General features: G+C 51.7%; 20 protein-coding genes. 13 read left to right on the top strand and 7 right to left on the bottom strand.

The genetic code is table 11. The annotated features are described in order from the left end of the window. Positions 1-37: 37 nt before the first annotated feature. Positions 38-379 (bottom strand): hypothetical protein, encoded by a 342-nt coding sequence (locus DCW36_RS17945; RefSeq protein WP_125185331.1) that lies wholly within the window; start codon positions 377-379, stop codon positions 38-40. A gap of 160 nt (positions 380-539) precedes the next feature. Between DCW36_RS17945 and pyrR the strand changes: the two genes are divergently transcribed. From pyrR to DCW36_RS17930, 3 genes are all read left to right on the top strand, one after another. Further along, a complete protein-coding gene (pyrR, locus tag DCW36_RS17940; protein WP_114781472.1) occupies positions 540-1,088 on the top strand; it encodes a bifunctional pyr operon transcriptional regulator/uracil phosphoribosyltransferase PyrR in 549 nt (182 codons plus the stop codon). 7 nt (positions 1,089-1,095) lie between these two features. Further along, on the top strand, positions 1,096-2,019 hold the full coding sequence (locus DCW36_RS17935) for an aspartate carbamoyltransferase catalytic subunit (protein ID WP_114781471.1): 924 nt from the start codon (positions 1,096-1,098) through the stop codon (positions 2,017-2,019). Positions 2,020-2,258: 239 nt separating this feature from the next. Then, entirely contained in the window at positions 2,259-2,573 is a 315-nt protein-coding gene (locus tag DCW36_RS17930; RefSeq protein ID WP_114781470.1) for a hypothetical protein, read from the top strand. Between the two features lie 185 nt (positions 2,574-2,758). Here the strand turns inward: DCW36_RS17930 and meaB are convergent, their stop codons facing one another. The 4 genes from meaB to DCW36_RS17910 form a co-directional block, all read right to left on the bottom strand. Continuing rightward, the gene (meaB, locus tag DCW36_RS17925; protein WP_114781496.1) at positions 2,759-3,739 is read right to left on the bottom strand and encodes a methylmalonyl Co-A mutase-associated GTPase MeaB; all 981 of its coding nucleotides are present in this window, start codon (positions 3,737-3,739) and stop codon (positions 2,759-2,761) included. A gap of 149 nt (positions 3,740-3,888) precedes the next feature. Continuing rightward, positions 3,889-5,067 carry a WD40 repeat domain-containing protein gene (locus DCW36_RS17920; protein ID WP_114781469.1) on the bottom strand — a complete coding sequence of 393 codons (1,179 nt, stop codon included), beginning with the start codon at positions 5,065-5,067 and terminating at the stop codon, positions 3,889-3,891. A 147-nt stretch (positions 5,068-5,214) separates the two neighbouring features. Then, positions 5,215-5,430: a hypothetical protein gene (locus DCW36_RS17915; protein ID WP_114781468.1), complete on the bottom strand. Its 216-nt coding sequence runs from the start codon at positions 5,428-5,430 to the stop codon at positions 5,215-5,217. Between the two features lie 178 nt (positions 5,431-5,608). Next, positions 5,609-7,441 carry a M61 family metallopeptidase gene (locus DCW36_RS17910; protein ID WP_114781467.1) on the bottom strand — a complete coding sequence of 611 codons (1,833 nt, stop codon included), beginning with the start codon at positions 7,439-7,441 and terminating at the stop codon, positions 5,609-5,611. A gap of 430 nt (positions 7,442-7,871) precedes the next feature. Between DCW36_RS17910 and DCW36_RS17905 the strand changes: the two genes are divergently transcribed. The 9 genes from DCW36_RS17905 (at position 7,872) to DCW36_RS17865 (ending at position 17,184) form a co-directional block, all read left to right on the top strand. After that, entirely contained in the window at positions 7,872-8,435 is a 564-nt protein-coding gene (locus tag DCW36_RS17905) for an NUDIX domain-containing protein (RefSeq protein ID WP_114781466.1), read from the top strand. A gap of 322 nt (positions 8,436-8,757) precedes the next feature. Continuing rightward, positions 8,758-9,567: a lysophospholipid acyltransferase family protein gene (locus tag DCW36_RS17900; protein WP_240676230.1), complete on the top strand. Its 810-nt coding sequence runs from the start codon at positions 8,758-8,760 to the stop codon at positions 9,565-9,567. Beyond that, positions 9,509-9,796 carry an Asp-tRNA(Asn)/Glu-tRNA(Gln) amidotransferase subunit GatC gene (gene gatC, locus DCW36_RS17895; RefSeq protein WP_114781464.1) on the top strand — a complete coding sequence of 96 codons (288 nt, stop codon included), beginning with the start codon at positions 9,509-9,511 and terminating at the stop codon, positions 9,794-9,796. Before DCW36_RS17900 ends, gatC begins: the two co-directional genes overlap by 59 nt. 14 nt (positions 9,797-9,810) lie before the next feature. Next, positions 9,811-12,852: a tetratricopeptide repeat protein gene (locus DCW36_RS17890; RefSeq protein ID WP_114781463.1), complete on the top strand. Its 3,042-nt coding sequence runs from the start codon at positions 9,811-9,813 to the stop codon at positions 12,850-12,852. A gap of 7 nt (positions 12,853-12,859) precedes the next feature. After that, positions 12,860-13,612 carry an ABC transporter ATP-binding protein gene (locus DCW36_RS17885; protein ID WP_114781462.1) on the top strand — a complete coding sequence of 251 codons (753 nt, stop codon included), beginning with the start codon at positions 12,860-12,862 and terminating at the stop codon, positions 13,610-13,612. Beyond that, on the top strand, positions 13,587-14,135 hold the full coding sequence (locus DCW36_RS17880; RefSeq protein ID WP_114781461.1) for a cob(I)yrinic acid a,c-diamide adenosyltransferase: 549 nt from the start codon (positions 13,587-13,589) through the stop codon (positions 14,133-14,135). Before DCW36_RS17885 ends, DCW36_RS17880 begins: the two co-directional genes overlap by 26 nt. A 29-nt stretch (positions 14,136-14,164) precedes the next feature. After that, positions 14,165-15,238 carry a branched-chain amino acid aminotransferase gene (locus DCW36_RS17875; protein ID WP_114781460.1) on the top strand — a complete coding sequence of 358 codons (1,074 nt, stop codon included), beginning with the start codon at positions 14,165-14,167 and terminating at the stop codon, positions 15,236-15,238. A gap of 91 nt (positions 15,239-15,329) precedes the next feature. After that, a protein-coding gene (gene prfB / locus DCW36_RS17870; RefSeq protein ID WP_114781459.1) for a peptide chain release factor 2 occupies positions 15,330-16,410 on the top strand; the annotation gives its coding sequence in 2 pieces (ribosomal slippage) (positions 15,330-15,389 and positions 15,391-16,410; 1,080 coding nt in all). A 186-nt stretch (positions 16,411-16,596) separates the two neighbouring features. Further along, complete coding sequence (locus DCW36_RS17865) at positions 16,597-17,184, top strand: ribonuclease HII (protein ID WP_114781458.1); 588 nt, start codon at positions 16,597-16,599, stop codon at positions 17,182-17,184. A gap of 40 nt (positions 17,185-17,224) precedes the next feature. Here DCW36_RS17865 and DCW36_RS17860 read toward each other — a convergent pair whose 3' ends face one another. Both DCW36_RS17860 and DCW36_RS17855 read right to left on the bottom strand, forming a co-directional pair. After that, positions 17,225-17,659, bottom strand: a complete 435-nt coding sequence (locus DCW36_RS17860) for a response regulator (protein ID WP_114781457.1) — start codon at positions 17,657-17,659, stop codon at positions 17,225-17,227. 49 nt (positions 17,660-17,708) lie between these two features. After that, a complete protein-coding gene (locus DCW36_RS17855) occupies positions 17,709-19,172 on the bottom strand; it encodes a sensor histidine kinase (protein ID WP_114781456.1) in 1,464 nt (487 codons plus the stop codon). 356 nt (positions 19,173-19,528) lie between these two features. Between DCW36_RS17855 and gcvT the strand changes: the two genes are divergently transcribed. After that, on the top strand, positions 19,529-20,617 hold the full coding sequence (gcvT, locus tag DCW36_RS17850) for a glycine cleavage system aminomethyltransferase GcvT (protein WP_114781455.1): 1,089 nt from the start codon (positions 19,529-19,531) through the stop codon (positions 20,615-20,617). Positions 20,618-20,628: the final 11 nt, after the last annotated feature.

The raw sequence follows: 20,628 nt of genomic DNA, 5'->3' as shown, positions 1-20,628 counted from the left end.
CAGTGGGTATCCACACCTAAAAAAGCCTTAAGCATTTTTAGTTAAGTCCGTTACCCACCACCAATCCGCCATATTCCATCCCAAAAATTCTGCTGCGGCTGCCACCATTTCCGCTGCTGCTTTTGTCTGAACCGTTGATGATAGGATGAAATGATTTTTGTGATTTGAAGTTTGTCTGAATCAGGATTAACAGAATTTTAGGATTTTCAGGATTAGGGTTGTCTGAGCAAATTGTCTGAACAAGATTAAGAAGATTTAAGGAATAACAGGATTGGTTTTTTGTGGTTCGTGCGGGAGACGCGCCCATCGCGTCTCTACAGATCACAATGCCCAATGCTCTAATTTTCTGTGCTGCTGTTAAAGGGTTGAAGATTTTCAACCCCTACAAATTCTACCTCTCTACCTCTCTACCTCTCTACCTTTCTACCTCTTAAACTCCCAAACTCCCAAACTCTCTAACTCCTAATCTCTCCAACGAATAACTAATTTTTTTCGCTTCTTTAGCTGAAGTCTCTATATTTGCAGCTATACTTCCAGCTATGCAGAAACGACTCATCGTAAACCACCAGTTGCTCGATATCATGGTGATGCGCCTTTGCCACCAGCTCATCGAGAACCATGGTGATTTTTCTGATTCTGTCATCATCGGCTTACAGCCACGCGGCAGACCTGTTGCCCAGCGTATCCAAAGCAAACTGGCTGACATACTGGGTACAACCGTGCCAATCGGTTACCTCGACACCACCTTTCACCGCGACGATTTCCGCAGAAGAGAAACACCCTTAACCGCCAACGAAACGCGCATCGATTTCCTGGTCGAAGGCAAACGCGTGATCCTGGTGGACGATGTGCTCTATACCGGACGCTCCGTAAGGGCTGCCCTCGATGCCATGATCGCCTACGGACGACCGGCAAACGTGGAACTGCTGGTGCTTATAGACCGCCTGTACAGCCGCCACCTGCCCATCGAGCCTACCTACGTGGGCCGCAGCGTGAACTCGCTGCAGTCGCAAAGGGTGCTTGTGGAATGGCATGGCCCTGAAACGCAGGAAGATAATATCTGGCTTATTACCAAAAACGAAGAATAACATTCGCATGCAAGAGCTAAGCGTCCGGCATCTGCTGGGTATTAAAGACATCACCGCACAAGATATTCAGCTCATTTTTGAGACGGCTGATAATTTTAAGGATGTTCTGAACCGCCCCATTAAAAAAGTGCCTTCGCTGCGTGATATCACTATCGCCAACGTTTTTTTCGAGAACTCCACCCGCACGCGTCTCTCCTTTGAGCTGGCCGAAAAAAGGCTTTCCGCCGATGTGATCAACTTCTCGTCGAGCGGCAGTTCCGTTAAAAAAGGCGAAACCCTGCTCGACACCGTTAACAACATCCTGGCCATGAAAGTGGACATGGTGGTGATGCGCCACTCCAGTCCCGGAGCACCGCACTACCTGTCGCGCCACATCAAAGCCAACATCGTAAACGCCGGCGACGGCACCCACGAGCACCCCACACAGGCGCTGCTCGATACTTTTTCCATCCGTGAAAGATACGGTGAAGTGGCCGGCAAGAAAGTAGTGATTATCGGCGACATCCTGCACTCGCGCGTGGCCCTGTCCAACATTTTTGCGCTGCAGAAGCTGGGGGCGGAGGTAATGGTGTGCGGACCCGCCACACTGCTGCCCAAGTATATTAAATCGCTGGGCGTGAAGGTGGAGCTGGACGTGCGGAAGGCGCTGGAGTGGTGCGATGTGGCCAACGTGCTGCGCATACAGCTGGAGCGCCAGCAAATGAAATATTTCCCTTCGCTGCGGGAGTACTCGCTCTACTACGGCATCGACAAAAAACTGCTCGACAGCCTAAACAAGGAAATCACCATCATGCACCCGGGCCCGATAAACCGTGGCGTCGAAATTACCTCCGATGCCGCCGATTCGCAGCATTCCATTATCCTGAACCAGGTAGAAAACGGCGTCGCCATCCGGATGGCCGTGCTGTACCTGCTGGCTTCTAAAGCGTAAGCAGAAGCACCTGTTTAAGATAATTAGCGTGGGCGCTTGGGGAGTATTGTGTTGGCTGCTGGATGATTTCCGGTAAGTTTATTACTTTTCCCAAAATAGTAAACTTGATTCCCAAATAGAGTATATTTTTAGATGGCAATATAATTAAACCTTGATTTATAGATAAAAATCGCGGTTTTTGTTGACTGGCACTCTGGTTGCAACACTTTTTCATGAATAGAAACTAAAAGAAAAATATCATGAAAAAGTCTTTACTTATGATCGCCCTGGTTTTGTCAGTAGGGGCTCAAACCAGTTTTGCAACAGCAGCAGGCACAAACCCAATTGCTGCTTCGTTACTTTCGAAAGAAGTTAACCGCAACACAATCCAGCAACTGGAGCTGAACGAGATGCAGTATATCCGGCTTCGCGAGCTGGCACGCGAGTATCAGAAAGAAACCGCTCTCACGAAGGAAGTGCAGGAAAAATACAGCGAAGAATTAGCCACTATTCTTACTGACAAGCAGATCGCCAAATTCAACCAACAACTTGCTGCAAACACCAAAAGCAAGTAATAAACTTCACCCTTGTAGCTAAAAATCAAAAGCCCGCTTCATCAGGAAGGCGGGCTTTTGATTTTGGGTAGCTTCAGAGGGGGCTTTATCTTTTTCTGCTGCAGTCACCACTCCCTCTGCTCCTGTACAATACAGGAACTTCGTCGCCAAGTATGGTAGGAGATGATGGAAGAGCAAAATAAGCGTTACCCGAGTCGGAGCAGTTCGGCGGCGGCGGCAAAAGCAGACTTTTTACCTTCTTTTACCTGCTGGCTTAGTTCCGGAAGCGCCTGCTGTACGGCCTGCCGTGCGTAAAACTTTTCTTCCAGCGCCTGCAGGATGGTTTCGGAGAGCCACTGCAGGTTCTGGTCGCGGCGCTTCTGCTGAAAATAGCCACTGGGTTGGGTGAGCTGCAGGTAATCGGAAATGTGCTGCCAGATGGTGTCGAGACCGGTGGGAGCAAGGGCAGAGCAAACGGTAACCGGAGGCTTCCAGCCTGAGGCTGGGGCAGGGTAGAGGTACAGCGCCTGCTGGTAGGCGGCACGGGCAGCCTGGGCGCTGGTCAGATTCGTTCCGTCGGCTTTGGTGATGGCTAACGCATCTGCCATTTCCATAATGCCCCGTTTGATCCCCTGCAGTTCGTCGCCGGCGCCTGCCAGCATCAGGAGCAGGAAAAAATCAACCATCGCATGCACAGCCGTTTCAGACTGGCCTACGCCTACGGTTTCTACAATTATTGTATCGAAACCCGCTGCCTCGCAGAGTATAATCGTTTCGCGCGTACTACGGGCAACGCCTCCCAGCGATTTACCGGCAGGCGAAGGCCGGATAAAAGCCTGCGGGTGCATGGAAAGCGCTTCCATGCGCGTTTTGTCGCCCAGGATGCTGCCGCCCGAGCGCTGGCTGGTTGGGTCGATAGCCAGTACCGCCAGCTTCTTTCCCTGTTCCTGCAGCAGGTACTGTCCGAACGCTTCGATAAACGTGCTTTTGCCCACACCAGGCACACCGGTTATGCCTATTCGCACAGAGTTACCGGCATGCGGCAGCACCTGTTCAATTACCGCCTGTGCCAGTTCCTGGTCAGCAGGCAGTTTGCTTTCCACCAACGTAATGGCACGACTCAGCACCACCCGGTCACCGGCCAAAATGCCTGCCACATACGTTTCAACAGTTAATCGTTTTGCCAAGGGTGCCGCGTTTTTTAATGAGAGTACTTTCACAAATTTAAACGTTCTGCCCGTTTTGCCTACCCGGCAGTAGATTAAATATGAGTGTAGAAACTGAAAAACAGAAAAGCCAGTCTGGCGGGACTGGCTTTTCGCTTATTTTTTAGCTTCTATTTTTCAGAAGAGGCAGGACCTGTCAGGTAGCGCTGCGGGCTTTGGATGGAACTGTGCTCTAAGCCCTGCGGAAAATTAGGCAAACCCATATCGCTTTTCTGTCCGCCCAGGTACAGCCCCTTGTCCACGTAACCGGCAGCCTCGCCCCGCTGGTTGGGCACCTGTATTACGCCCAGGTAAGATTCGTTTTTCCGGGCTACGTAAATTTTTCCGTCCGGGGCCAATTGTAAAGCGCCCAGCTTTCGGCTTACCGATCTACCCACAACCGTAGCAGATGCGGCAATGCCGGCTGCGCTGCCTGCCCGCAGATCATACTGCACAATCTGGGCGTTACCGCCGCCTTTGCCGTTGGCAGTGACATACAGTTTGCTGCCATCAGGGGAGAAAGCTACGCCGTAGGCTTCTTCCAGTCCTTCCAGGGCAATGGGATTGGATAGTTGTCCGCTGCCACGGTTAAAGTTCAGGAGCTCCACGCTGCTGGTGTCGTTCCAGAGGGCGGCAGCCAGTCGGGTGCCATCGGGAGAAGGCTTCAGGTAGCCAATTGCTTTTTTGTTGCTTCCGCCATGCACGGCTCCCACATTGCTGATGATGGGTTCAATACTCACCCCGTCAGAAGATACCAGGTAGGCATGGTAGGCGTCGCTGTTCCAGCGGTGGGCAATTACCCAGTAGTCGCGGTTGTTGCTGTGGCGCACGGCCGTCAGTTTTTCGGTAGCGGGCATCAGCATGATGTTGTTCCTGGAAACCACATCGCCTTTGCCGCCCTGCTTGTTCAGGTTAACGATGGAATACCGCAGGCCATTGGACTGCGCCTGCACATCGGTTGTGAAAATATAATAAATGCTGTCGTTGCCGGGTTTGGGAAGTATGAGTGCCGACTGTGTAGACGATTTGTGTCCCATCAGCCGGTTGCCGTTGGGCATCACGCGGTGGTCGCGGTTCCAGACGGTGATGCCGTTGTTATAGAAAAGCAGGTTGCCGTCTTTATCGGAAAGGGAGGCGCTGCCTTCTTCGGTTGTCAGGCGGGCTTTGGTAACCACAACACCAGAATCGGAAGCAAAAGAGACAGCGGCATTATTCCCGAAAAACCAGTTGGCTGTTTCTTTCTGAGCCAGGGCTGGCAAGGTAACCAAGATGGCAACAACGGCAAGTGCTAAGGTCTGTATCCTGTTCATACGCTAAAAAGATGTATTTATTAGCGAACGTTGCAAACCTGGTGCCAAGTGCCAACAGGGCTGACTTTTTATGCAGCCAGCACAGATTTGTTCGATAAAAAGACAAAGGCAAGCCGAAGCCTGCCCTGGTCTTTGTTTAGGATATCGCTATTGTTCTTCCGGTGTACCGGCTTGAGTTCCTGTGATGGTGGTATCTTCAGCGCCAGTTCCAGGTAAGTCGCCGGTGCCTTCCACGCCGGTTTCCTGGGTGTTGCCGTGGGTACTTTCCGGTGGCATTTCCGTATTCTCCCCGGTGCAGGAAGCCAGGAAAAGCGATGTGCCCAGGAATAAGGCAGCGAGTACGGAGTTTCGTTTATTTTTCATAGTTGCTGTCGTTTTGGTTTTTTAGAATTGATATTCTAAATCTTTTTCAGAAAAATCTTCTATACGGAATTTTGAACATGGAGTACGTGCTGCTGAAAATCACCCTTGTTCAATTTTTGTAGTTGAAAATAAGGAGCAGCAGGAATGGTGACAGCAGCAGTAACCTTTTTTGCAACCCTTACTGCACCTTCGACCCCAGCCATGCCTGCCGGAAAGCTTTGATAGCCGGCGTTACCGGCTTCCCGATAGCCTCATAAAGTACCAGTTCCAGCGTAGGCACCTCATCCAGCGTCAGATTAGTTGTTCGTGTTTCTCCCAACCGCTGAAAAGTTACCGGAACGGTATCGCCTGGTTTGTGCCTGGAAAGCACCTTATCAAGGACTACCTCGCTTGTGACTTTTACACCGTCCACTTCCGTAATTAAATCTCCGCGTTCCAGCCCTGCTTTGTAGAGTGCAGAGGTAACCAGTGTGCCAGACGCTATTTCGGCTCCTGCGCTGCTGAAGTCGAGGTAGGCACTGCCGAGGGTGGGCGTGCCGGCACTGGCCTTGCGGAGCTGCATGCCGGCCTGCGCCAGCAAGGTGGCGTAATCAGGAAGTTCGCTGCCGTGGATGTACTTCCGGAAGAAGGCGGCTGCCCAGGCTTTGTTGCCGGAGGTTTCCGCCAGCGTTTGTTCCAGGTCTGCGAGGGTGTAGGGTTTTTCGGGTTTGCCGTAGTTGCGCCAGAGCGCCTGCATGTAGGCATCGAGCGTGGTTTTGTAGTCGCGGCGGAGGCTCAGGTCCAGCGCCAGGCCGATCATGCTGCCGTAGGTGTAGTAGGAGATAAAGGTGTTGTGGCGGTTGTCGGGGTCAACGGAGCGGGCGGCGTCTACAAAAGGTGCCTGCATGCTCATTTCCACCGGGCTGTGGTAGCGGGTGCCGGGCGAGAGGAGCACGTAGTTCAGGTCGCCGGCCAGGTCGTTGGTGTAGCGCTGCGTGCTGAAGATGCCGCTGCGGTGCATCGCCAGATCGCCGTAGTAACTCGTGAACCCTTCCGCCAGCCACAGCGCCTCCGACATGTTCGCTTCCATGAAGTTAAACGGCTCCAGGCTGGCAGGACGAATACGTTCCACATTCCAGGCGTGAAAAAACTCGTGTGATAAGGTGTTCAGCAGGCGGCCCATGGCGCTGGCCAACGAGCTGGTATTGGTCAGGATGGTGGAGTTGCGGTGTTCCATGCCATCGCCAACCGCCTGCGGCATATAGCAGCCGATAAAGGTGTAGCGGTCAAAATCGAAGTCGGGCAGCTCTCCGAAAACAGCCCGCTGCTCGGCTACAATCTTTTTGGCCTTTGCCACATACGCATTAAAAGCCGCTTGGCTCCCCTGGTGGTGGATCGCAGCCTGAATTGTTTTGCTTTTTCCGTTCTCCTTTACAGTCCACTCGGCCAGGTCGAAATTGCTCAGTTCGGCCGGGCTGTCCATCAGGTACTGGAAATCAGGTGAGAAGTATGTGTTGCCGGTCTCATGCTTCAGCTGGGTGGCCACTTTCCAGTTGCTTCCTTGTGGAACATCAAAAGTCACGTAAGCAGGTGCTTTCTCAAAGCCACGTGCCCAGAGCAGCGTGGAGGGCATGTTCAGGTGCGCGTGCGTTTCGTCGATGCCCGAATACGTGCCGTCGGCATGGTCGCCGAAGAGGGTATAGGCAACGGTTACAGTTCCTGTATGCCCTGTTATATTCCACTGGTACGGGTTTGGCCGGCTTACCTGGAGCTGCTTTCCCTGGCTGTCGGTGGCACCGACGCTGTAAATGTTTTTTGCAAACTCGTGCAGCGCGTAGCGCCCCGGCGAACTGCGGCTCATCAGCACCGCCAGCGTATCGGAACTTATGCCCGAGAAGGTAACGCTCACCTGTGCCTCGTGGTGCACCGCATTTGGAAAAGAGAGCTGGTAACTTACCTTTTGCTGCGCCAGCAGCGGCTGCACCAGCCACAGCAGCACGAAGCCGAGGAAGGTGGAAAATTTTAGATGCATGATGTGTGTGGTAAGGGCGGTTTTGGTAGCTAAGATAGCGGTTGCTGTTTACACGCACAAACAGCTACTAAGTCTGAACCTTTGATTAACGGTGATTTAAATGATTTTTGTGATTTTCTGTCTGAATCAGGATTTACAGAATTAGAGAATTTTCAGGATTGGAAAGATGCTTGCCTGCTCCAACTCCATAAACCCCGACCAGAGGCTGTGGTGACAGGTACAACAGAATAGAAACGAAGTTCCAGGCGAAGTCGATTATTCTACTCCTGATAACCCAAAAATCAGGTAAATCAAAATAATCACCGTTAATCAAAGGTTCAGACAAATCTTACTGCACCAGTCACCACTGCCTCTCCTGAACAATTTAACAAGTTAACCTTCCAACAATTTAAATCAAACCCCGATATTTGCGCGAGAAACAAGAAAAGCGATGATAGACGAAAACCACAACCCCTGGACCACCCTCTCCAGCCGGGAAATCTATGAAAACCCCTGGATTAGCGTGCGCGAAGACCAGGTACTCAACCCGAAAGGCGGCAACGGCATCTATGGTGTTGTCAGCATGAAAAACAAAGCCATTGGCATAATCCCGATAGACGACGAAGGCTACACCTACCTGATCGGCCAGTACCGCTATGCCTTAAACGAATATTGCTGGGAAATTCCGATGGGCGGCGGACTGATTGAACACGATATCCTGGAATCGGCGAAGCGGGAGTTGCAGGAGGAGACAGGCTTTACAGCTGCCCGCTGGCGGAACATTGCCCGCCTGCACACGTCCAACTCCGTGACCAACGAAGAAGGATTCGTATTCCTGGCGCAGGAACTTACTGCGGGCGAAACGGCTTTTGAAGAAACAGAAGATCTGCAGATCAAGCGGGTCCCTTTTGCCGAAGCCGTGCGCATGGCCATGAACAACGAGATAACCGACGCCATCAGCGTGGCCGGTATCCTGAAAGCAGCGCTGCTTCTGCAGCAGGAAGAAAACCGGTAAAGGTTAATTTACCAGCATGTACACAGCATCGGTCCCTGCTGACGAGGCAACAGGTTCACTCTACTGTCAGCATGCGCAATCGCTACATTTTACTTTCCACCATTCACAACGATCTGATTTTAACTAAAAACATTTTTTTACTTATCCGACCTGGAGGGAACCTATTCAGGTTTCCGGAACATTTAATGTTACAGAAACACAACCAGGCACAGGTCTGGCCGGAACGGCAGTTTGGTAAGGTCAACCGGTAAAAGCGCGGCAGAAAGTCTCCTTCCGGGGACCATAATTTTTAACTACGGTATTATTAAGTAAATTTGAGCGTATGAAAGCCATAAAATATTTATCTCACCGCATTTACACCACCTGGTGCGTTACCTGGTTTGTGATGCCTTTTGTGGTTACATACCCCTTGCAGCTGTTCTTCATCCGGAAAAAGGAATGGTACCGGTACGTGCACAGCATCAACCGGTTCTGGTCCAGTTCGGCGCTGCGCATGTTCCTGGCACCCCTTAAAGTGGAGTGGCGGATGCAGTTTTCGAAAGAGGAACAGTATATCTTTACACCCAACCACAGCTCGTACCTGGATATTCCGCTGGTGCTGCACACGATCCCGGGATATCTTAACTTTGTGGGCAAAAGCTCGCTGTGCAAGGTGCCGCTCTGGGGCAAGGTATACGAAAAACTGTACATTTCCGTTGATCGGAAGAGTGCTGTCAGCAGCGCCAAGAGCTATATAAAGTCGGTAAAGTCGCTGGAAGAAGGCCGTAACCTGGTCATTTTTCCGGAGGGTACCATTCCGCCCACGGCAGGCGAGCAGTTGCTTGCGTTTAAGGACGGACCGTTTAAACTGGCTATTGAGAAGCAGCTTCCGGTGGTGCCGGTAACCATGCCTTACAACCACCGTTTCCTGCCCGACGTGGACGGGAAATTCATTGTACGCTGGCACCCGCTCAAGATCGTAGTGCACGAGCCCATTCCAACAGCGGGCATGACGCTGCAGGACCTGCCGCTCTTAAAAGAAAAAGTATATCATATTATTCAACAGGAAATAACCAAACATAACAGCAAGACATATGTCAACGGATATTCAGACTATACAGAAAATAGCACACTTAGCAAGGCTGGAATTTAACGAGGCTAAAGCGGAGGAAATGCTCCAGGATATGAACAAGATCCTGGACTGGATGGACAAGCTGAATGAGCTGGACACCAAGAATGTAGAGCCGCTTATCCATATGTCGGAAGAGGTGAACGTGATGCGGGAAGATGTGTCCCGGAACACCATCTCCCATGAGCAGGGCTTACAGAATGCTCCTAAAAAAGACTCCGACTATTTCAGGGTACCAAAAGTGCTGGAATAGGCTGCAGGAAACGTATGCGTAACATAAAATTTTGGGAAAGCTGGGATACCGACATCAGGTATCCCTATCTTTTTTTACTGGGCGTGGGTGTGGTGGCCCTGCTGCTGGGTGTGTTTCATTACATAACCGGGCACGACTTTACGTTTGCCTGGGATAAACTCTCGCAGTTGCAGGTCGTGCAGGTGCCGGTGCAGGAAGTAAACCGGATGCTGGAGCCCTTTACGCTCTATGCCGACGGCTATATTGTTACCGAACAGTACGACGTGGCGCTCCCAAACATCAACCTGCCCGCCGCATTCCTGTTCCTGACTTTACTGGCCCTCTGCCTGGTTTTTTACACGGCCGCCATCAGTACCATGAAGCAGGTGCCTTTTTTTGTGGGCTTGCTGTTGTTAATGATGCTGCTGGTTTCGTTTAACCTCGATCTGCTGGGTATTTTCGGAACGGAAATGGGGCAGACGACGGTGATTGGGACGGTAGCGGTACTGGGCATTTCGAGCTATGTTTTACAGGCTTTTTACCCGCGCACAAAACTGGTGTGGCGCCTGCTGGTGCTGCTGCTGGTTTTCGGACTGGTAGGCGGCATTGTGTTCTGGCGCTCCGATTTGCCGGTGCAGCTCACGGCGCTGCACCTGGTCAACTACAGCTCCCTGGCTACACTGGTTGCTACTTTCCTGTTCCTGCTGTGGGTGTCGTACGAAAACGTGAATGCGCTGCTCTGGATAAATACACAGGCCAGGACGCCCGAAAAAAGATTCAGCCTGTGGCAGTTCATGCTCATCAGCATCCTGTACCTGCTGAACCTGTTGCTGATGTACCTGCGGCATGTGGGCTATATTAAACAGGATCTGCTCCTCATCAACGGGTATATCATCCTGCTGCTTTCTACGGTAGCCGGTTTCTGGGGAATGCGCCAGCGGGAAGCGTTTTATGGCAAAGCTTTTTCCTTTAAGCCTGCCGGTGCTATCCTGTACCTGGTGTTTGCCACCATCGCCTTTCTGAGCATCGGCTACGCTTTTGCCACCGCCAACGACTCTCTGACCGTGCTCTACCACGACCTGATCGTGTACACGCACCTGGCTTTCGGCGTGATCTTCTTTATTTACGTAATGTACAACTTCGGCCGTTTGATTGATCAGCGGCTGCAGGTGTATAAGGTAGTGTATGAGCCGAAGCGCCTGCCGCTTTATGCCCTTTTTACGATGGGCGCCATGCTGCTGGCCGTGCTGGTGATGCGCACGCAGTACAGGACCTATTTTTATGCCTACGCCGGCTACTACAACTATGTCGGCGACCTGTACCGCGCTTCCGGAAACGACCTGCTGGCTGAAAGCTTTTACAAGGAGAGCGACCTGTATGATGTGAATAATGTGAAGGCGAATTACAGCCTGGCCGGCCTGTACAGGCAAAGCGAGCAGGTGAACAACGAAGTACTGCGCATGAAAGATGCCGTGGCAAAGCGCCCGCACCCGAAGCTCTATGTGCGACTGGCGAACCTCTACGACGAAAAGCAGTATTTCTTTGAAAAAATGTACGTGTTGCGGCAGGGGATTGAGGCCTTCCCGGAAAGTGGTGAACTCTACAACAACATGGCCCTGCTCTACAACCAGACCAGTGTAACAGACAGCGTGGAATACTACTTTAACCTGGCGCAGAAATACAGCTCCGACGAGGCGTTTGTCCGGAGCAACAGGCTGGCTTTTTATACCCTGCAGGCAATGCCCGAAATGGCAGAAGAAGTATTGAACGAAGGCCGGGTAGGGAAATATAAAACGCTGCGCAGCAACGCCGCCGTGCTGCGGCAGTTGCTGGGGTATCCGGCAGAAGGGAAGGAAGACATAGCACCCGACTCGCTGGAGCAGGTAGAAGATTTTACGTTCTTTTATAACACGGCCATCAGCACCCTGGCCGGTTCCGACACCTCCAGCCTGAAACACATCAACCGTTACCTGGCGGACCGGGAGAACAGGGTGTTTTTTGAAGACCTGCTTTACCTGAAAGGGCTGGTGCACCATTACAACGGCAGGCCGAAAGAAGCAAGAAGCGTGGTCGAGAACCTGGCTCTGCAGGCGGAACAGCGGAGCGGCTACTATTACAACGCCTTGGGTATCTGGATGCTGGAGGAGAAGAATTATGTGGCGGCAGCCTGGTATTTCAAGCAGGCCAAAGACCGGGGCTATACACCCGCTTTCCTGGCAGAAGGCTATGCGCTGGCCCTGGCTCACCAGCCCGAAGCAGCAGAAAAGGCTTTGGAGGAAGTGGCTTTTACTGAGCTGGAGTCTGCCATTACTGTAGCGGAGTCATTTTCTAACCTGCTGCAACAGGACCTGGAGACCGTAATTACACGGGCAAGCGATGCAGACAAGGTGCAATACCTGCTGGCCTATCTGCCACGGCTGACACTGGAGGAGGTAAACGCCCTGGTAAGAGCTGTAGGCGAACGCGAACTACGGCGCAATGCCCTCGTAGCCCGGACCGAATACCTGATGCAGCAGGAGAAATGGCGTCAGACAAACGAAGCGCTCAAGGAAACCGTACAGGTGTTACAGCCGGAAAGCGAGCTCCGGTCAGAACTGAACCTGCGGCAACTGAAGCTGTGGCTGTATACCAAGAATTACGACGTGTTGCTCAACCGGATGGATAATGTATACCTGGTGCCGCGCGACAAGCGCCAGAACCTGTACTTCCGGGCCAGGATAGCCGAGGTAAAAGGACGTGAACGGGAAGCTGCCGAGCGGTACAAGCAGGCGGTGGCCATGTTGCTCTACGACGAGGAAGTGGTAGCGGCTGCGGCAGCTTTTTTCAAAAAATACCACCCCGATTCGCTCGAGGCTTACAACATCCTGCTCGATGGCATCACGTACAACCCGTTCTCTGTGCCGTTGCACAAAGCCTATGCCCTCGAAAGTTTAGATCAGGGACTGGACAGTTATGCGGACCTGGCACTCGAGAAGCTACAGGATTTGCTTCCTGCGGCAGAATACAGTACATTTAAAGAGAAATTTGAGCAGCACCGCGAGGAGTTGCTGTCCGGTAACGAAGCCTGGAACTTATAAGTAAAGTATGGGTACCATCATCCAAATGCACGACATCTCCAGAGTGTACCACATGGGTAGCGAGACTATTCATGCGCTCAAGTCGGTGTCCATCACCATCAGTAGGGGGGAGTATGTGGCATTTATGGGACCATCCGGCTCGGGCAAATCCACGCTCATGAACATTATCGGTTGCCTCGATACGCCTTCGGGCGGCACCTATATCCTGAACGGGAAAGATGTGAGCAACATGACCGACAATGAGCTGGCGGAGGTGCGAAACAAGGAAATTGGCTTTGTGTTCCAGACCTTCAACCTGTTGCCGCGGCAGAGTTCGCTTGAAAATGTGGCGCTGCCACTGATTTATGCCGGTTATAAAAAGTCGGTGCGGGAAGAAAAGGCGCAGCTGGCGCTGGAGAGTGTGGGGCTGGCAAACCGCGGCAGGCACAAGCCCAACGAGCTGTCGGGGGGGCAGCGGCAGCGGGTAGCCATTGCCCGTGCGCTCATCAACAACCCAAGCATTATCCTGGCCGATGAGCCTACCGGTAACCTCGATACCAAAACCTCTTACGAGATTATGGAGCTGTTCGAGAACCTGCACGCCAAAGGAAATACCATCATTATGGTAACGCACGAAGAGGATATCGCCAAATACGCGCACCGCATCGTGCGTTTGCGCGATGGGCTGGTAGAGTCGGACGTGCTGAACGAGGATATTAATACAGCGGCAAAATTAAAGGCAGAACATCAAACGGATGAAGATATACACCAAAACAGGTGATAAAGGCACTACATCGCTGATTGGCGGCACCCGCGTTGCGAAATCTCATTTGCGGATTGAGTCGTATGGTACTGTGGATGAGCTGAACGCGTATGTAGGGCTGGTGCGCGACCAGGAGGTAAACAAGGTGCGGGCGGATTTCCTGAAAGAGATACAGGACCGGCTGTTTACCATTGGCTCTTCGCTGGCGTCTGATCCCGAAAAATCGAAAATGAAAATTCCGGATCTGCACGAGGAGGATGTGGTGCTGCTGGAACAGGAAATCGATAAAATGACCGCAGAAGTACCTCCGTTGCGGGCTTTTGTGCTGCCGGGCGGGCACCAGTCGGTGTCGTTTTGCCATGTGGCGCGGTGTGTTTGCCGCCGTGCCGAGCGGCTCGTGATACGACTTCAGGAAGAATCGTTTGTAGATGAGCTGATAATAAAGTACCTTAACCGCCTCTCAGACTACCTGTTTGCCCTTTGCCGTAAAATGACGTATGAGTTACAGGCAGAGGAAGTAGCCTGGAAGCCAAGAATGTAAACACCCAAAACAGCAATAATAGAGTAACCATGTCAGTACACATGTTAAATATCCCAGTTACACGTGCTGCGCAATCACGTATTTCGGAGGTAGACTTTGATCACCTTCAGTTCGGGAAAACTTTTTCTGACCACATGTTTGTGGTCGATTATAAAGATGGTGCCTGGCAGGAGCCGCAGGTGGTACCTTATGGTACCATGGAGCTGAGCCCGGCTACCTCGTCGCTGCATTACGGCCAGGCCATTTTCGAAGGCATGAAGGCGTATCGCGAAGAAAGCGGCGATATTCTGCTGTTCCGTCCGCTGGCAAACCTGCGCCGCCTGAATGCTTCGGCCGAGCGCCTGTGTATGCCGGAACTGCCGGAGGAACTGTTTATGCAGGGCCTGGAGCAACTGCTGCGCGTGGATGCGGATTGGGTGCCGATCGGCAAAGGACGTTCGCTCTACATCCGTCCGCTGATGTTTGCCACCGACGACTTTATCGGCGTTAGACCATCCTTAACCTATAAATTTTTGATTATCACGGGCCCGGTAGGCGCCTACTACGATGTGCCTGTAAAAGTAGCCGTGGAGACGACCTATGTGCGCTCGGCAGAAGGTGGCGCCGGATTTGCCAAGGCGGCAGGTAACTATGCCGCTGCGTTGTATCCAACCCGCCGCATGCAGCAGCAGGGCTACGACCAACTTATCTGGACCGATGCCAAAGAGCACAAGTACGTGGAGGAATCAGGTACCATGAACGTGATGTTTGTGATCGACAACGTGCTGGTGACGCCAAGCCTGAGCACCAGCATCCTGCACGGCATTACCCGCGACAGTGTGCTGCAGGTAGCCCGTGACCTGGGCTTCAAAGTAGAGGAGCGCAAGGTGTCGGTAGAAGAAGTGGCGCAGGCCTACAAGGCAGGCAAACTGCAGGAAGCGTTTGGTACCGGTACGGCTGCCATCATTTCGCAGATCGCACTCATTCACTACAATGGTGAAGATATGGAGCTGCCTCCTGTACAGGAGCGTACTATCTCCAATGCCATTGGTGCAGAACTCGACAAAATCAGAACGGCCCAGGCGCCTGATCCCCATAACTGGGTGTACAGGCTGACGCTGTAGTAAATAACACATTCGCAAATGCTGAAGTATAAGCCTGTGTTTATGCTTCAGCATTTGCCTTTTTTATAAGCATCAGCAACAAAAAAGAAATATGACAACCGAACAAGTAAAAGATTTAAAGGCACGTGTTGAAGCCTTGAGGAGGTTCCTTTGACTACGATACAAAGAAACAACAGGTAACAGAAACCGAGCTACAAACCACTGCTCCCGACTTCTGGGACGACCCGAAAGCAGCTGAAAAAGTGCTGAAGGAAATCCAGTCCGTAAAAATGTGGACCGATGCCTACGACGAAGCCGCCAAAGCCATGGCCGACTTCGAGGTATTATTCGATTTTTACAAAGAGGGTGAAGTAAGCGAGGAGGATATCAAAGAAGAGTACAGGAAGGCAGAGGAGGCCGTAGAGCAGCTGGAGTTTAAGCGCATGCTGAGCGGCGAAGAAGACCAGCTAAGCGCCATCATCGAGATAAACCCGGGTGCAGGCGGTACCGAGAGCCAGGACTGGGCCGAAATCCTCATGCGCATGTACATCATGTGGGCCGAGTCGCACAATTTTGGTGTAAAGCAGCTTAACTACCAGCCCGGCGATGGAGCGGGTATTAAATCCGCCACGCTCGAAATTACCGGCGATTTTGCCTACGGCTATCTCAAGTCTGAAATTGGTGTGCACCGCCTCGTGCGTATCTCGCCTTTCGACTCCGGTGGCCGTCGCCATACCTCCTTCGCCTCCATTTTTGCCTACCCGGTAGTAGATGATACCATCAATATCGAGGTTAATCCAAGCGACATCGAATGGGATACTTTCCGCTCAGGAGGAGCCGGTGGCCAGAACGTGAACAAAGTGGAGACGGCGGTGCGCCTGAAGCACAAACCTTCGGGTATTGTGATTGAGTGCCAGATAGAACGTTCGCAGCTCATGAACAAGGAGCACGCCATCCGGATGCTCAAGTCCAGGCTCTACCAGATAGAAGTAGAAAAACGAAACGCCGAACGCGACCGCATCGAAAGCACCAAAAAGCGCATCGACTTCGGTTCCCAGATCCGCAACTACGTGCTGCACCCTTACAAACTCATCAAAGACGTAAGAACCGGCGTAGAACGCACCGACGTACAAAGCGTGCTCGACGGCGACCTGGATGAATACATTAAAGCCTACCTGATGCAGGAGGCGTAGGAATTTGTCTGAATCACGGATTTAATGGATTAATGGATTTCACAGATTTTTTTCAGGGTTTTGAAAAATTATCCGTGAAATCCGTGAAATCCTGTAAATCCGTGATTCAGACAATTTGTCTGCTCCTGCCACAACAGCCACTGCTGCTCCAATGGCTATACTTTCAGCTATTCAACCAGAATAATCATGCTTTTACCAAACTATAGCGGGCTCCTCCTGGAAGCCGGTGTGGACGAAGCAGGCAGAGGATGCCTGGCTGGTCCGGTGGTGGCTGCGGCTGTCATTCTGCCGCCTGATTACAAACACGCTGTTTTAACAGATTCGAAGGCGCTGAGCATAAAGCAGCGGGAGATGTTGCGGGAGGAGATTTGCCGCGATGCCGTGGCCTGGGCTGTGGGCGAAGCGAGTCCGGCGGAAATTGATGAGATAAACATTCTGCAGGCAACCTTTCTGGCCATGCACCGGGCGCTGGAGGGCTTGCAGCTGCAACCGGAATATCTGATAATCGACGGGAACCGGTTTAAAAGCTTTAAGGAAACGCCGCATGCCTGCATCGTAAAAGGCGACAGCAAGTACCTGACGATTGCGGCGGCATCGGTGCTGGCCAAGACGCACCGCGACGAACTGATGTGCAGGTTAGGGCAGCAGTACCGGTATTATGGATGGGAGAAGAATGCAGGATATCCTACTAAGCAGCACCGCACTGCCATTGCAGTACACGGTGCTTCGGAATTTCACCGGCATTCGTTCACGTTGTTGCCCAAAGAGCAGTAGCTGTACCTGCAGCACCTGGCCCTTCGGGAAGGGGCAGGTGCTACTTTAGTTTTATCAGATCAAGGAAAAGGCTGAAGCTATCGAGGGAAGAGTGACTTTTCTCAAAACTGTCGAATGACAGTGGTTTTACAATATAGCCGGCTACATTCAGGCGCTGTGCTTCAAAACGATCGGTTTCTTCGTTGGAGGTGGTCATGATGAACACCGGAATATGACTGAACTCCGGTTCATGCCGCAGCTCCGCCAGGAATTCCAGCCCGTTCATTTTAGGCATGTTGATATCCAGCAGAATGACGCTGGGTGCAGGCGAAATTTTGGGCACCCCGTCGCCCCGTAACATGTTAAGTGCTTCTCTACCATTGCGGGCCACATGAATAGGGTAGGCAATGCCTATCTTCTTCAGTTCCCGCTCCACATTCATTATATCCAGATAGTCATCCTCAACAAGGAGGATATTAACTAAATCTTTACTCATATAAAAAAGTCAGTTTAGACAAAATTAAGAAAAATATTCGTTTATGCTATTATTTTGGCCAGGTAAAGGTAAACGTCGAACCTTCGTTTAGCTTGGAATTAACCCAAATGGAGCCGCCCTGCCGCTCAATAATTTTTTTTACGATGGCTAATCCCACACCTGTACTCTCTACAGCATCACGCTCCTGGAGCGTCTGAAAGATAACAAAAATGCGCTCATGATAAGCAGGATCAATGCCCGGACCATCATCGGAAACAGCGAACACATGAAATTGCTCTGTTTCGTGGTGGGTGACGGTAATCAGGCCCTCGTTCTTGTCATGGTACTTAATGGCATTGCTGATTAAGTTTGAAAAAACCTGTTGCAGCTCTACCTTAACGGTGTTGAGAACCGGCATGTTGTCCTGCACTTCTATTTTAAATCCGGGAGGCGGGGCAACCATATCCGAAATCTCGGAAAGCAGCTGGTTTACATCAACAGGCTCCTCGATCTGGGCTGTCCTGCCTATACGGGCAACGGCTAAAATACCGTTTATCAGGTTTTCCATGCGGTGCACGCGCACGCGCATCATCATCAGGTACTCCTGTATGTTTGGCGGCAGCTCTTTCCCCATGTCTTCCTCTACCCAGCGCGAAGCCACTTCGATGCCGCGAAGCGGGGCCTTTAAGTCGTGCGAAACCACATACGCAAACTGGTCGAGCTCCTTGTTTTTCTTGTCCAGTTCCGTAAAGGTCTCGTCGATGGTGGCCGACATCCGGTTAAGCGACCGCGAAAGCTGGCTAAGTTCATCGTGGGAGGTATCGATGATCTGGGTTTTGTATTCCCCCCGCGAGATCCTGTCGGCCAGCGATACCATTTTTACAATCCGGTTGGTGATAAGCCGCGTGATGTAATAGGCCCAGCCTAAGCCTAGAATGACGGAGATGATAGTAAGAACGGTGGAAACACGGCGCGTATTGTCTATACTTTCGATCAGGCGGTTGTGCCGCTCTGCCCGCAGTTTGTATTCGTAGGAATTGAAATCGCTGAAAGCCACCCGGATCGAGTCCATCAATATTTTTTCGCCCATAATCATGCTGTCTACCATCAGGTCGTACTGGGTTTGTACATTGTCGAGCGTGTCGAGGCGGCGGAGCGTAATAAGCGGTTCGGCGTACTTGTACTGCCAGTCCTGCTGCATCCGTACAATGGCATCCAGCTTTTTAGATTGTTCCGGAACATTGGTGGCATAACTCTTAATTTCCTTGAACAGCCCGGGCAGCTGCTCTTTTGCGGTTCTGTAAGGCTCCAGGAACGTTTCGTTCTGGTTGAGCAGGTACCCGCGTAAGCCGGTCTCCATGTCAATAATGTTCCGCTGCAGCGAAGCCGAGCTCCGCACCGTTACCTGCGACTGCGATACCCACTTGGTATTGTCAATCACATCTTCCGAGAGTTTAAAGTTAACCAGCGCAACAGCAGTAAAAAGAACCGAGATGAGAACAAACCCGGCAAATAGCTTAACAGATAATTTCATTAATAAGAGGTACCTGGGGCGTGTAGGGTGCTGAAAGTGTTTCTAAGCGAATAAACAGGAAAAGCCTGAAAAAAGCCAGTATAAGGCTGCTTTTGCTTTGTAATCGGGTACATCTGGTGTGGGAAAAGCGATCGTTCTACAAGTCATTTTTATCCGGATATAGCGTAACTCCACCGTATACGCAAATGAGATTTTTTGGTTGGAAAAAAGTTGTCGCTTTCCGTTTCGGCTGTGAAAGGTGCCGGAAGGAAGGCTGGGGGAGGGACGGCAGGCGAGCAGGTTTTGGGAATAAAATTCCGGAAGCGGTTTTAATTCCTTAATTTTGCCACGCCGCCACCTGACCCGGCGACTGAACAATGGAACTAAAGAAAATTGCGTTAAACGATGTGCACGAGGCACTTGGCGCTAAAATGGTGCCTTTTGCAGGCTACAACATGCCCGTGCGGTATTCATCCGATATAGAAGAACACAATGCGGTGCGAAACGGCGTAGGCATTTTTGATGTATCCCACATGGGCGAGTTTATGCTACGGGGGCCGCAGGCGCTGGACCTGATTCAGCGGATTACCTCCAACGATGCCTCCAAACTGACCGATGGCAAAGTGCAGTATTCCTGCTTCCCGAACGAGGAGGGAGGCATCGTAGACGACCTGCTGGTGTACCGCTTCAATCAGGAGGAGTACATGCTGGTGGTCAATGCCTCTAACATCGACAAAGACTGGGCGTGGGTAAATAAATACAACACCAAAGGAGTAGAGCTGGAAAACATTTCCGACCAGACCTCGCTTTTTGCCGTGCAGGGACCCAAAGCAGCCGAAGCATTGCAATCTCTCACACCTGTTGATCTGGCGGCCATGCCGTATTATACTTTTCAGACAGGTACGTTTGCCGGTGTGGAGCATGTAATAATTTCTGCAACAGGCTATACCGGAGCCGGCGGTTTCGAAATTTATGTGAAGAACGAGGATGCCCGTCCTATTTTTGAAGCCATCATGGAAGCAGGTAAAGCCTTTGGCATTAAGCCGATCGGCCTGGGAGCCCGCGATACGTTGCGCCTGGAAATGGGCTTCTGCCTCTACGGCAACGACATCAACGACACCACCTCTCCCCTGGAAGCCGGCCTGGGCTGGATAACCAAATTTGACAAAGAGTTTACCAATTCCGAAAACCTGAAAGCACAGAAAGCAGCAGGTGTCAGCCGGAAGCTGGTGGGCTTTGAGATGGTAGACCGGGCCATTCCAAGAGCGCACTACGAACTGGTAGATGCCGCCGGTGAAGCGATAGGCGAAGTAACTTCCGGTACCATGTCGCCGGTGTTAGGCAAGGGCATCGGGATGGGTTACGTGAAGCAGGAATTCAGCAAACCGGGTACCGAAATTTATGTACGCGTGCGCAACAAAGACGTGAAAGCACAGGTGGTAAAGCCACCGTTTGTAAAACAATAGGTATTGGTTGT

Origin of the sequence: Botryobacter ruber (assembly GCF_003347595.2) — a bacterium.
In the GTDB taxonomy this organism is placed as follows: Bacteria; Bacteroidota; Bacteroidia; order Cytophagales; family Hymenobacteraceae; genus Pontibacter; species Pontibacter ruber_A.
This window is presented reverse-complemented; position numbering and strand designations above follow the sequence as displayed.

Coding starts and splice junctions, on each gene's coding strand:
- DCW36_RS17920 (WP_114781469.1), bottom strand. CDS start 5,067: ATGAACAGGATACAGACCTTAGCACTTGCCGTTGTTGCCATCTTGGTT.
- DCW36_RS17865 (WP_114781458.1), top strand. CDS start 16,597: ATGCTTTTACCAAACTATAGCGGGCTCCTCCTGGAAGCCGGTGTGGAC.
- DCW36_RS17935 (WP_114781471.1), top strand. CDS start 1,096: ATGCAAGAGCTAAGCGTCCGGCATCTGCTGGGTATTAAAGACATCACC.
- DCW36_RS17900 (WP_240676230.1), top strand. CDS start 8,758: ATGAAAGCCATAAAATATTTATCTCACCGCATTTACACCACCTGGTGC.
- pyrR (WP_114781472.1), top strand. CDS start 540: ATGCAGAAACGACTCATCGTAAACCACCAGTTGCTCGATATCATGGTG.
- DCW36_RS17860 (WP_114781457.1), bottom strand. CDS start 17,659: ATGAGTAAAGATTTAGTTAATATCCTCCTTGTTGAGGATGACTATCTG.
- DCW36_RS17880 (WP_114781461.1), top strand. CDS start 13,587: ATGAAGATATACACCAAAACAGGTGATAAAGGCACTACATCGCTGATT.
- DCW36_RS17890 (WP_114781463.1), top strand. CDS start 9,811: ATGCGTAACATAAAATTTTGGGAAAGCTGGGATACCGACATCAGGTAT.
- DCW36_RS17885 (WP_114781462.1), top strand. CDS start 12,860: ATGGGTACCATCATCCAAATGCACGACATCTCCAGAGTGTACCACATG.
- DCW36_RS17905 (WP_114781466.1), top strand. CDS start 7,872: ATGATAGACGAAAACCACAACCCCTGGACCACCCTCTCCAGCCGGGAA.
- gatC (WP_114781464.1), top strand. CDS start 9,509: ATGTCAACGGATATTCAGACTATACAGAAAATAGCACACTTAGCAAGG.
- DCW36_RS17930 (WP_114781470.1), top strand. CDS start 2,259: ATGAAAAAGTCTTTACTTATGATCGCCCTGGTTTTGTCAGTAGGGGCT.
- DCW36_RS17910 (WP_114781467.1), bottom strand. CDS start 7,441: ATGCATCTAAAATTTTCCACCTTCCTCGGCTTCGTGCTGCTGTGGCTG.
- DCW36_RS17915 (WP_114781468.1), bottom strand. CDS start 5,430: ATGAAAAATAAACGAAACTCCGTACTCGCTGCCTTATTCCTGGGCACA.
- gcvT (WP_114781455.1), top strand. CDS start 19,529: ATGGAACTAAAGAAAATTGCGTTAAACGATGTGCACGAGGCACTTGGC.
- DCW36_RS17855 (WP_114781456.1), bottom strand. CDS start 19,172: ATGAAATTATCTGTTAAGCTATTTGCCGGGTTTGTTCTCATCTCGGTT.
- DCW36_RS17875 (WP_114781460.1), top strand. CDS start 14,165: ATGTCAGTACACATGTTAAATATCCCAGTTACACGTGCTGCGCAATCA.